This window comes from Marinitenerispora sediminis, assembly GCF_003336425.1.
Lineage (GTDB): Bacteria > Actinomycetota > Actinomycetes > Streptosporangiales > Streptosporangiaceae > Marinitenerispora > Marinitenerispora sediminis.
The window spans coordinates 1-11,882 of record NZ_QEIO01000155.1 but is presented as its reverse complement, the minus strand read 5'-3'; the positions used below and the strand labels follow the sequence as shown (position 1 = coordinate 11,882).

Sequence of the window (11,882 nt, the reverse complement as noted above, 5' to 3'; positions counted from 1 at the left end):
GCCCGGACGACCCCCGCACCGGCACCCGACCCCACGCCCGCACCGGCGGGTGTGGAGCAGCTCGCCATCCCCTCCCGTGTCGTGGACGGGGACTACGAGCTGCCGGCGCCGCGGCTCCTCAAACCCGGCACCCCGCCCAAGGCGGGCACCAAGGCCAACGACGTCGTCGTGGACGCCCTCACCGGGGTGCTGGAGCAGTTCAACATCGACGCCTCCGTGACCGGGTTCACCCGCGGGCCGACGGTGACCCGTTACGAGATCGAACTCGGGCCGGCGGTGAAGGTCGAGAAGGTGACCGCGCTGACGAGGAACATCTCGCTCGCGGTGAAGAGCGCCGACGTGCGGATCCTCTCGCCGATCCCGGGGAAGTCCGCGATCGGCGTGGAGATCCCCAACACCGACAAGGACATCGTGAGCCTCGGCGACGTCATGCGCTCGCCCCAGGCCACCTCCGACGACCATCCCATGCTGGTCGGACTCGGCAAGGACGTCGAGGGCGCCAACGTGGTGGCCAACCTCGCCAAGATGCCGCACGTGCTGGTCGCGGGCGCCACCGGCGCGGGCAAGTCCACCTGCATCAACGGCCTCATCACCTCCATCATGATGCGGGCCACGCCGGACGAGGTGCGGCTGATCCTGGTCGACCCCAAGCGGGTCGAGCTGACCATGTACGAGGGCATCCCGCACCTCATCACGCCCATCATCACCAGCCCGAAGAAGGCGGCCGAGGCGCTGCAGTGGGTCGTGGGGGAGATGGACCGGCGCTACGACGACCTGGCGGCCTCCGGGTACCGGCACATCGACGACTTCAACGCAGCGGTGCGCATCGGCGAGTTGACGGCCCCGCCGGGCAGCGAGCGCGTGTACGAGCCGTACCCGTACCTCCTGGTGGTCGTGGACGAGCTGGCCGACCTGATGATGGTGGCGCCGCGCGACGTGGAGGACGCCATCGTGCGGATCACCCAGCTCGCGCGGGCGGCCGGCATCCACCTGGTGCTGGCCACCCAGCGGCCCAGCGTGGACGTCGTCACGGGCCTGATCAAGGCCAACGTGCCGTCCCGGCTGGCGTTCGCGACCTCCAGCCTGTCCGACAGCCGGGTCATCCTGGACCAGCCGGGCGCCGAGAAGCTCGTCGGCAAGGGCGACGCGCTCTTCCTGCCCATGGGGTCGAGCAAGCCGATCCGCCTGCAGAACGCCTGGGTCTCGGAGAAGGAGATCCGCGCGATCGTCGAGCACTGCAAGAAGCAGGCGGAGCCGACCTACCGCGAGGACGTGGGCACGGCGGAGGCCCGGAAGAAGGAGATCGACGAGGAGATCGGCGACGATCTCGACCTCCTGCTCCAGGCCATCGAACTGGTGGTCACCACGCAGTTCGGTTCGACCTCGATGCTCCAACGCAAGCTGCGGGTGGGGTTCGCCAAGGCGGGGCGTCTGATGGACCTCATGGAGAGCCGGGACATCGTCGGGCCGAGCGAGGGCTCCAAGGCCCGCGACGTCCTGGTCAAGCCGGAGGACCTGCCCGAGACCCTGGCGCAGCTCAGAGCCGGCTGACGTCCCGGCGGAGGCGGGCACGGCACCAGCCGGCCTGCCGGCCGCCCGGGGCGGCGCCGAACTACGGCGAAGCGTGGAGAAGTGGGCGAACTGACCCTTTTTTGACCGTCCGGGGGGCGTGCCCCGGCAGTCGCCGCGATCGTGATCCGTCACAGTGGGTCGTGACATGGTTTCGGGGGGTACGAGGCGTGGCTGGGAGTGGGCCGCACGCCGCGCCCGAGCCCCGGACCGGACCCCAGTGGACGCACGAGGGCGTGCGCGCCCGGACCGGGAGGGAAGCGGATATGACGACGATTGGTCAGATCATCGCCGGCGTCCGCGCGCAGGTCGGCTACTCGGTCGACGAGCTGAGCGCGCGCACGAGCATCCGGGAGTCGGTCATCAGGGCCATCGAGCGGGACGACTTCACCGCCTGCGGGGGCGACTTCTACGCCCGCGGTCATATCCGCGGTCTCGCGCGGGCCCTGGGCATCGATTCGCAACCACTGATCGAGATGTACGACAGCGGCGGGGTCGCGCACGCCCCGGCGCCACGGACCTCCGACGAGCTCCGGCGCCGCCGGGCCAGACCGATCGAGACCCCGACGCGGCGACGCTGGCCGATCGTCGCGGCCGCCCTCGTAGCAGGGGTCGGCATCGCCGCGGCCGCGCACGCCTGGCCCCGCCCGGCCGACAGCGATGACAAGCACGCCGAGCGGGCCGCGGCGCTCGGCGCGGCGGAGGCGGCGGAGCGCCGGGCGGCCGAGGAGCGGCGGGCCGAGCGGACGGCGGTGGACAACAAGCCGGAGGAGGTCCGCCTGCGCCTGGAGGCGAGCGAGCCCACCTGGCTGAGCGTCAGCGACGCCGAGGGGCATGACCTGTTCACGGGCGTGCTCGACGGCGGGGAGAGCCGCGACTGGAGCGCGCCGCAGGAACTGCGGCTGCACGTCGGCAACGTCGACGGGGTCCGGGTGGAGGTCAACGGAGAGCAGCTCGGGCCGGCGGAGTTCGCGGGCGGGACGAACCAGCTGACCCTGGGCCCCGAAGGGGTGAAGAGGGACGGAGACGTGCAGGACGCGGACGTGCAGGAGGGGTGACCGCGCGGCCCCCGGGCGTACAGGCTGACGGCGCGCGATGCGGCGCGTGGGGCCGCCGGGGGCCGGGCTTCCCTTGTCGGGGCGCCGGGACCGTCGATGAAGGCGTGCTGGGCCGCGCGTCCCAAGGCGGAGGGCGCGGGGCGGGGGGTGTCGGCTTCCGACGCCACTGACCGCACGCCAATTCCTTACCAACGATCGACGGGGTTCCGGTTTCGGCGACGCAGGTGGTGTCACCCGTTCCTGCCAGGGGGCTGTGCTGCCCGTTTCCGCCGCGGAGGCTGTGTTGTCCGTTTTCGCCGCGGAGGCTGTGTTGTCCGTTTCCGCCACGGAGGCTGTGCTGCCCGTTTCCGCCACGGAGGCTGTGCCGTTTCCGTGTTCGCCGCGGAGGATTGGGCCCGGTGTCGTCGCCGGGGATGGCCGGGACGACCTACCCTGGAACGGGCGGCGGAGCGCCGCACCCGTGTGTTCCCTTAATCTTGGAAGCTATGTCATCGCGCCGAACCGTCTCGCTCGTCACCCTGGGGTGCGCGCGCAATGAGGTTGACTCCGAAGAACTCGCCGGGCGGCTGGCGGCCAGCGGCTGGGACCTGGTCGACACCGCGGACGGTGAGCGCGCCGACGTCGTCGTCGTGAACACCTGCGGCTTCATCGAGGCCGCCAAGCAGGACTCCATCGAGGCGCTGCTCAACGCGGCCGAGGACGGCACCCGCGTGGTGGCCGCCGGCTGCATGGCGGAGCGCTACGGTTCCGAGCTCGCCGAGGCGCTGCCAGAGGCGCAGGTGATCGGCTTCGACGACTACGCCGATATCGACCAGCGGCTCGACGATGTGCTGCAGGGCAAGTCGCTCGTGCCGCACGATCCCCGCGACCGCCGTACCCTGCTTCCCATCTCCCCGGCCGAGCGTCCGGCCACCGGCGTGCATGTTCCCGGCCACGCGGAGTTCCAGCCGCTGCCGGACGGCCTCGCCCCCGCCTCCGGTCCCCGTGTTCCGCGCCTCCGGCTCGCCGGCGGCCCGGTCGCGAACCTGAAGATCGCCTCGGGCTGCGACCGGCGGTGCACCTTCTGCGCCATCCCGTCCTTCCGCGGCGCCTACATCTCCCGTCGGCCCGACGACATCGTCCGGGAGGCCGAGTGGCTGGCCGAGCAGGGCGTCCGCGAACTGTTCCTGGTCAGCGAGAACTCCACCTCCTACGGCAAGGACCTCGGCGACCTGCGCGCCCTGGAGAAGCTGCTGCCCCGGCTCGCCGGGGTCGACGGAATCGAGCGGGTCCGGGTCAGCTACCTGCAGCCCGCCGAGGTGCGGCCGGGGCTGATCGACGTGCTCACGAGCACCCCGGGCGTGGTGCCGTACTTCGACCTGTCGTTCCAGCACGCCAGTGGCACCCTGCTGCGGCGCATGCGGCGGTTCGGCGACCGCGAGCGCTTCCTCGACCTCCTGGGCACCGTCCGCGAGCGGGTACCGCAGGCCGGTGCGCGGTCCAACTTCATCGTGGGATTCCCGGGTGAGACCGAGGACGAGTTCGGCGAGCTGGTGGCGTTCCTGGAGGAGGCGCGGCTGGACGCCATCGGCGTCTTCGGCTACTCCGACGAGGACGGCACCGAGGCCGCCGGGCTGTCCGGCAAGCTGCCGGAGGAGACCGTCGCCGAGCGGGTCGAGGAGCTCAACCGGCTCGCGGAGGACCTGATGGCCCAGCGGGCCGAGGAGCGGATCGGCGGCACGGTCGAGGTTCTGGTGGAGACCGACCTCGGCGACGGAAGCTACGAGGGCCGCGCCGAGCACCAGGCACCCGAGGTCGACGGGAGCACGCTCCTGCACGGCGAGGGTCTGGTGGTCGGGCAGCTGGTCAGGGCCACCGTCACCAGCGCGGTCGGTGTTGATTTGGTCGCGTCCGTGGCTGGGAACGGAGGACACGCCTCCGTGGCCGTGACCGCCCACCAGGCCGAGGCCGGCGCCGTGCCGGGAGACGTGCGATGAACGCCGCGCCCGACCCCGCGGCCGCGCCGGCGAACCAGGTTCCGGTGTGGAACATCGCCAACATCCTGACGGTGAGCCGGCTCGTGGTGGTGCCGGTGTTCGTGGCGTTCATGTTCCTGGAGCACCCCGCGTGGCGGTTCGCCGCGTTCGCGGTGTTCGTCCTTGCGGCGATCACCGACCACATCGACGGCGAACTGGCCCGCCGCCGCAACCTCATCACCGACTTCGGCAAAGTCGCCGACCCCATCGCCGACAAGGCGCTCACCGGCGCCGCGCTCGTCGTGCTGTCCATGCTCGGCGAACTGTGGTGGTGGGTCACCATCGCCATCCTGGTCCGCGAGTGGGGCATCACCGCCCTTCGCTTCGCGGTGATCAAGTACGGCGTCATACCGGCCAGCCGGGGCGGCAAGCTCAAGACGGTGCTGCAGATCGTCGCGATCAGCGTCTACCTGTTCCCGCTGCCCGACATGCTGCTCATCGTCGCCCACGTCGTGATGGCCGCGGCGCTGCTGGTCACGGTGTGGACGGGAGTCGACTACGTGGTGCAGGCGCTGCGGATGCGCCGTGCGGCCCTCGCCGGTGCACGTGAGCCGCGTGTCTGAGACCGGTGACCCGCTGTACCGGGTCGCCGTGGACGTGCACCGCGGGCTCGCCGCCGGCTCGGCGACGGTGGCCACCGCGGAGTCGCTGACCGGCGGGCTGATCGGCGCGGTGCTCACCGACGTCGCCGGGGCCTCCGCCACGTTCCGCGGCGGGGTGATCGCCTATGCGACGCCGGCCAAGGCGGAGCTGCTGGGAGTCCCGGCCGCCCTGCTGGCCGAGCACGGCGCCGTCCACCCCGACGTCGCCTACCACATGGCGGTGGGGGCCAGGCGGGCGCTGGTGGCCACTTACGGCCTCGCCGTCACCGGGGTGGCCGGGCCGGAACCGCAGGACGGCCGGCCGGTCGGCACGGTCTTCGTGGGGGTCGCCGGACCGGATGACCAGGTCACGGTGCGGGAGCTCCGTCTGGGGGGTGACCGCGCGGGCATCCGGCGGGCGACGGTCGAGTCGGCGCTGCGCACGCTGCACCAGATCGTGACGGGAACCACCTTCAAATAGCGCCGCAAAACCCGTTCAACGCAGGGGCAGGGGGGAACAAATCATCACCAAGATCGTGTTACCCCTCCAGCGAACAGGAAGCCATGAGGTGCGACGATCGGGCTTCAGGCAGGTACGGTGTTTTTTATGAAGGTCGCTACCGGTGGGAGGGAGCGCGAATGATGGTCCTGCTTCGTCACCTGATTGGTGACGTGCTACGGCAGCTTCGGCAGCGGCAGGGCCGCACCCTCCGCGAGGTGTCGGCCGATGCGCGAGTCTCGTTGGGCTATCTCTCGGAGGTCGAACGGGGGCAGAAGGAGGCATCCTCCGAACTGCTCTCGTCGATCTGCGGTGCCCTGGGCGTCCCACTCTCCCAGGTGCTGCGTGAGGTCGCCGATCAACTGGCTCTGGCCGAGCTCCAGGAGGCGGCCATGCTCAGTGGATCGGTCCCGACCGAATCCGTCCCCGGACCCGACCGCCTCGGCATCGATTCGGTGCCCGACCGCGTTCCCGATGTCGTCGACATGGTGGGTGTCTAACCACCTGCCCGGAGTGGACAGCAAACGTCGTCGGCCGCAGCGATGCGGCCGACGCGTTGTGCTTTCCGGGCCACGTGGGCGGGCGACCGCCACCGCCCGTGTCCGCTGGCCGGTGTTACTCGGCGCGCTCCCCGGGCAGTGATGCAGAGGTGACGGCAGCACCCACCTCAACGGGGGGATGATCCAACCATGGCGAAGATCCACAGCCCGCTCAGCGAGGACGCCCGCCGGGTGACCGGAGAGGCTCTCCAGGGAGCGGTCATCGACCTGATCGACCTGTCGCTTGTCGCCAAGCAGGCGCACTGGAACGTGATCGGCCGCAACTTCCGCTCCGTCCACCTCCAGCTCGACGAACTCGTCGCGGCCGCGCGCACGCACACCGACACGCTGGCCGAACGGGCGGTCGCGATCGGCGTCAACCCGGACGGCCGGTCCAGCAAGGTCGCCGCTGACACCCGCATCGCCCAGCCCGAGGCGGGGTACCTGCACGACGACAAGGTCGTCGCGACGATCACCGACGTGCTCGGCGGTGTCGTGCACCGGTTCCGCCAGCGGGTGGCCGACACCGAGCGGTCGGACCCGCTCTCCCAGGACCTGCTGATCGCCGCGGGCGAGGATCTGGAGCAGCAGCACTGGATGTTCGAGGCGATGTCCGGCCGGTGAGGGCCGGCCGTCCGCGCGCGGCGCGGGGCGAGCACTGAGGCGCGCCCACCGGAGGTCGGTGGGCGCGCCTCAGTGAATCCGGCCGGGGCCGCTCTCAGCTGGCCCAGGCTTCGGGGTCGGCCGCGAGGGTGCGGACGGACTCGGGCAGCTTGCTGGTGGCGACGTTCTCCAGCGTCACCGTCTCCAGGATGGCGCGCTCACTGGCGCGCAGCGCGATCCAGACCTGCTGGAGGCTGCGTGCGGCGCCGTCGTAGTCGACGTGCTCCGGACGCTCGCCGCGCACGTTGGCCAGGGGGCCGTCCACGGCGCGGATGATGTCGGCCAGCGAGATCTCCGAGGCCGGGCGGGCCAGCCAGTAGCCGCCGACCGGCCCCCGCTGGCTGCGCACCAGGCCCGCGCGGCGGAGCTGGGTGAGGATGTTCTCCAGGAATTTTCCGGGTATGGCCTGGGCGCGCGCGAGCTGTTCGGCCGTAACCGGGCCGCCACTGGCGGCAGCGAGTTCGGCCGCGGCGCGCAACGCGTAATCGACCCGGGCAGAAAGGCGCATGCTGCGATTATGCCGTGAATCGTGGGGAAGCCGGGTCAGCCGTTCGGCTCCGCGGCGTTCGCGGGACGGTCATGAGGCGCATATCCAGTTCTCCTACCGGGATTTCGGTGCTACGGCCGTGCGAGGCGGGCGGTGAACATCACTCCATGTCCGCCGAGGTCCGAGCCCCGCGCGCGGCCCGGACGCCGGGGCGCCGCGAGGCCGGGCGGGGCGGTGCGCCGGAGGGCGGCCGCGTCCGCGCGACGGTCGTCGTGCCCCCAGCCTATCCAGACCGCGGCGGCCCGGCGATCGCCCTCATGCGCCGAGGTCGCGCGCCATGACCACGCGGGGGGCGACCACGATCCCGAGGTCGGTCTCCACCCGCCACTGCTCCCGCAGCTCCGGCCCCCACGCGGACTCGGGGACCGGCGCGAACCCGTGCCGCGCGTACCAGGGGGCGTTCCAGGCCAGGTCCCGGAAGGTGGTCAGCGTCATGCGGCGGTATCCCCGGCGCCGGGCATCGGCGCAGGCGGCGGCCAGCAGCGCCCCGCCGATCCCGCGGCGGCCGTGTGCCGGGTCCACCGCGATCTGTTCGAGGTGCGCCGCGCCGTCGAGCACGCCGAGCACCGCGAACCCCACGGGCGGACGCCCCGCCACCCACATCCAGTCGGCACGCGCGAACAGCGGTCGCGGATCGTCCGGTGGCAGGGCGAGGCCGGCGGCGGCGAACATCTGGTCCGCCGCGAGGCTCACCTCGACCAGCCGCTCCCGTTCGGCGGCCGTCACCGCCTCGGCCCGCCAGACCGGGACCTGCGCCGTCCCCTCGGCCACGCTGTCTCTCCCCTCGATCCCGTCCGTTCTCATCAGGAGCATCCTCGCGGCGGGCCGGAGCGGTGTCGAACCGTTTACGCACGGCCGGCGCACCGGGCACGGCCGGCCCGCCGCGGCGGACCCGCGGGACGCGCTGATTCGGGCCAGGGCCTGCGGACCTCCGCCGCCCCGTTTGCCGGACGCACCGCCGTACCGGGCACCGCTCCGCCGTCCAGCTCGCCCCCACGCCCGGTTGCCGCCCGCCGGTCGATGTCGGGACCGACCACCCCGCCATCGGGCAGCGACCAGAGCCGACGGTCCGCCGCCACGGTACGCGGGCTCGTCCCGGACCCGGCCGCTCGCGCCTCCGAGCCGGTGAGGTGCTACCTCCGGAAAGGGTAGGCGGGGTGGGCCGGTGCTCGGCAACCGTGCGGCGGCATGGCTTGAGCCCGACGCCGCGAACCCGCCGACGCCGGGTGGGACCCGACCGCCCCGCCCAGCCCGCCTCCACAGGGCAGGCGGCCGGCCCGGCCACCGGCGAGGGCCCACGCCATCGTGTGCCGCGCCGGGACGGGCGTCCGCTGGCGGTACCTGCCCGAACGCTGCGCGCCCCGGGGAGACCGCCGCCGGGCGGCACCGCCGCTGGCCGCTGGACGGGCTCCGGGGCGTCCGTCGGCGGCCGGGCGCAGGCGGGCGTCCGCCGCCGAGACGTAACCGCCGGGCCGCACGGCTGGCCCGCCGTCCCGGGCGGGGGACGCCGCCGCGACGCCGGCCGCGCCGAGGTGGACGCGCGGCCGCCGGACGTCCGTGCACGGCCGTTCCCGGCGGAAACGGCGGCGAGCGGGGGGACGCCGTGCCGGGAGGTGCCCGCCCGCCGTGGGGATCGCTCCCATGGCGCGGATGCGGCCCGGCCTGCGGTACCGCGATTTCCTCGCGGAGAGTGCGTTCGGTATAACCGAGGGACCCGTCCGCGTCCGGAGGAGCTCCGTAACCGTGACTGACACCGGTACCCCCCGGCTGGCGCCCCTCACCGCCGACGACCCCGAGCAGGTCGGCGCGTTCCAGATCATCGGCCGACTCGGCGCCGGCGGCATGGGGTTGGTGTACTTCGGGCGCGACGCCTCCGGCTACCCGGCGGCGGTCAAGACCGTGCGCGCCGAGTACGCGGCGGATCCCGGGTACCGGGCCCGTTTCGAGCGCGAGGTCCAGCTCGCCCAGCGGGTGCGGGGGCGCTGCGTCGCGCCGCTGCTGGCCGCCGACCCCCGCGCGGAGCAGCCGTGGCTGGCGGTCGCCTACGTCCCCGGGCCGACGCTGCGCGGCTACCTGGAGCAGCACGGCCCGCTGACCGGCACCGACCTCAGCACGTTCGCGGCCGGGCTGGCCGAGGCGCTGACGGCGATCCACCGCGAGGGGATCGTGCACCGCGACCTCAAGCCGGACAACGTGATCCTCGCGCCGGACGGCCCCAAGGTCCTCGACTTCGGCATCGCCCAGGCGCTGGACGAGGCGTCGATGACGCGGACCGACATCGTCGTCGGCACCCCCGGATGGATCAGCCCGGAGCGCTACGACGGCCACCGGGCCGGGCCCGCCTCCGACATGTTCTGCTGGGGCGGACTGGTCGCCTACGCGGCGAGCGGGCGGCAGCCCTTCGGCACCGGTCCGATGGAGGTGCTGCGCTACCGGGTGCTGAACGAGGCCCCGGACACCGCGCGGGCCGAGCTTCCGCCGGCGCTGCACGAGGTGGTAGCGCGCTCGCTCAGCCGCGCCCCCGAGGACCGCCCGGACGCCCCCGGGGTGTTCACCGCCATCACCGGTGCGGCGGTTCCGGCCGGCGACGGGGGAGAGGGCCTGACCCGGGTCGCCACCCGGCTGCTCGACTCGGGCTGGACCGTGGCCATCCCCGACGACAGCGCCGGCTTCCCCGACTCCCCGCTGCGCGCCACGAGCGTCCGGCCGCCCATCACCTTCGCCGGGCACAGCGTGCGCGAACCCGCTGAGCTGGCGCGGTTATTCGGCGAACACCACGACCGCGCGGAGCGCTGGCTCTGCGACGACGGCGCCGCACGGCTGCACACCTGGCTGGACGAGATCGGCGACGGCGACTACGACCGCGACTACCTGGCGCGGATCGACGGGCCGGAGCGCGCCGCGGCGGCCGTGACCGCGTTCGTCGCCGCCTACCTGCCCGACTCGCTGCCCCGCTACCGGGGCCACGACGTCAGCGCGGACGGCCTGCGCCGCCTCGCCGCCCGCGGGCCGGCCGAACACCAGGTGCTCAGCGCGGTCGTGCTCGGCGAGATCCCGCTCATCGCGGCCGGCCACCGGTGCGGGCACCCCGGCTGCGGCGAGCGGTGCGCCCGGCTGGAACGCATCGGCCACCAGGCCCGCGAGACGATCGACGGCGCACTCCTCATCGCCGCCGGCATGGGGTTCCGGCTCGCGCCGGCCGAGCGGGACCGCGCCGTGGCCATCGGCATCGAGACCGTTGACGAGCCCGGCCGCCGCGTCGCGGTGCGGACCGCGCTCAGCGGCTGGCCGTCGGTGGCCGTGCCCTGGTGGCGCGCGCTGGCCGGTGACGCGCTCGCGGGCGATCCCGCTTCGGCGGAGGGACGGGCGCGCATCGCGGCGCTGCGGCTGCTGACGCCGTTCGCCCGCAAGGTCGCACCGCTGGCGTGGCGCGGGCTGCTGCGCCCGAGGGCCTGGCTCAGCCCGGGGCTGCCGCGCGCCGCGGTGCTGACCTTCCTGCTGTGCTGCCTGACCGGGTTCACGCTCTCGGGGCTGATGAGCAACGGCCTGCCGGAGCACCCGCTGCCCGAGGCCGACGGCTACGCGCGCGCTCTCGCCTTCCAGATGGAGCTGTGGCCGGTCTACCTGCCGATGGCGGTGTGCGTCGCCGCCATGCCGCGCAGGTTCCGGGCCGGCGCGGTGCTGTACACGCTCTTGCTCACGCTGCTCGCCTCGGCCGTGATCGGGGTGCTGCCGCGGGCGCCGATGCTGGTCCCCGCGTTCATCCGGGACCCCCTGGTGGGGGGACTGGCCGGGATCGACGACTTCGGGGCGCTCATCGTCTTCCTGGCGTTCACCGGGGCGGTCACCTGCCTGGTGTCGCTGCTGGTCTGGGCGGCCGCCGCCGGTCCGCCCGCGCCGCTGCCCGCGCCGCTGCTGGCCCGCCGCGGTCCGCTGGCCCGCGCCGCCGCCGGCATCCCGGCGGTCGGGGTAGCCATCTGGCTGCCGCTGTGGGCGGTGACCATGCTGCTCGCCGTCGTGACACTGGAGAACGAGCCGCAGACGTCGCCGGGGGAGTTCCAGGAGGTCTTCGCGGTCCTCACCACGGTGGCGCTGCCCGCGGCCCTCGCGCTGGGCGCGTTGAGCTACCTGCTGTGGCGGTGGACCGGGGCGCACGCCGTCTACCTCTCCGTGATCGCCCTGGTCCTGCTGATGTCGGGTCTGGTGGACAGCGGCTTCGCCGCGCCGATTCCGGGGGCCGGGGTGCTGAGCTACGGCCTGCTGGACACCTACGGCACCGGATTCGGCTGGGTGGTGCTGCTCATCCTGCTGCCCGGGGTCTTCGTGCTGGCGGCCTGGTTGAGCGAGCGGCTGCGCTACCGCAGGCCGCCAGCACGAAGACCCCGGGCAGCAGGATGAGCAGCACCACCCC

The 11,882-nt window shown here is 73.2% G+C and carries 10 protein-coding genes; 8 read left to right on the top strand and 2 right to left on the bottom strand.

Annotation, left to right across the window (positions count from 1 at the left end):
* The 7 genes from DEF28_RS22505 to DEF28_RS22475 all read left to right on the top strand — a co-directional run.
* On the top strand, positions 1–1,551 hold a 1,551-nt coding region (locus DEF28_RS22505; RefSeq protein WP_147281086.1), incomplete at its 5' end, for a DNA translocase FtsK.
* A 284-nt stretch (positions 1,552–1,835) separates the two neighbouring features.
* Entirely contained in the window at positions 1,836–2,627 is a 792-nt protein-coding gene (locus DEF28_RS22500; protein ID WP_114446215.1) for a helix-turn-helix domain-containing protein, read from the top strand.
* Between the two features lie 485 nt (positions 2,628–3,112).
* On the top strand, positions 3,113–4,603 hold the full coding sequence (gene rimO, locus DEF28_RS22495; protein ID WP_114398570.1) for a 30S ribosomal protein S12 methylthiotransferase RimO: 1,491 nt from the start codon (positions 3,113–3,115) through the stop codon (positions 4,601–4,603).
* Positions 4,600–5,205: a CDP-diacylglycerol--glycerol-3-phosphate 3-phosphatidyltransferase gene (pgsA, locus tag DEF28_RS22490; RefSeq protein WP_114398571.1), complete on the top strand. Its 606-nt coding sequence runs from the start codon at positions 4,600–4,602 to the stop codon at positions 5,203–5,205. The genes rimO and pgsA overlap by 4 nt, the downstream gene beginning before the upstream one ends.
* Positions 5,198–5,704, top strand: coding sequence for a CinA family protein (locus DEF28_RS22485; protein WP_374058172.1), 507 nt, complete (start codon positions 5,198–5,200; stop codon positions 5,702–5,704). The genes pgsA and DEF28_RS22485 overlap by 8 nt, the downstream gene beginning before the upstream one ends.
* 158 nt (positions 5,705–5,862) lie before the next feature.
* Entirely contained in the window at positions 5,863–6,222 is a 360-nt protein-coding gene (locus DEF28_RS22480; protein ID WP_114398572.1) for a helix-turn-helix domain-containing protein, read from the top strand.
* Between the two features lie 189 nt (positions 6,223–6,411).
* A complete protein-coding gene (locus DEF28_RS22475; RefSeq protein WP_114398573.1) occupies positions 6,412–6,885 on the top strand; it encodes a Dps family protein in 474 nt (157 codons plus the stop codon).
* A gap of 94 nt (positions 6,886–6,979) precedes the next feature.
* On the opposite strand, the gene DEF28_RS22470 is transcribed toward DEF28_RS22475, so the two are convergent.
* Together DEF28_RS22470 and DEF28_RS22465 are read right to left on the bottom strand one after the other, a co-directional pair.
* Positions 6,980–7,432, bottom strand: a complete 453-nt coding sequence (locus DEF28_RS22470; RefSeq protein ID WP_114398574.1) for an RrF2 family transcriptional regulator — start codon at positions 7,430–7,432, stop codon at positions 6,980–6,982.
* 294 nt (positions 7,433–7,726) lie between these two features.
* Positions 7,727–8,143 (bottom strand): GNAT family N-acetyltransferase, encoded by a 417-nt coding sequence (locus tag DEF28_RS22465; protein ID WP_233515485.1) that lies wholly within the window; start codon positions 8,141–8,143, stop codon positions 7,727–7,729.
* A 1,071-nt stretch (positions 8,144–9,214) separates the two neighbouring features.
* Here DEF28_RS22465 and DEF28_RS22460 point away from each other — a divergent pair.
* Complete coding sequence (locus tag DEF28_RS22460; RefSeq protein ID WP_158562902.1) at positions 9,215–11,869, top strand: serine/threonine-protein kinase; 2,655 nt, start codon at positions 9,215–9,217, stop codon at positions 11,867–11,869.
* Positions 11,870–11,882 lie beyond the last annotated feature (13 nt).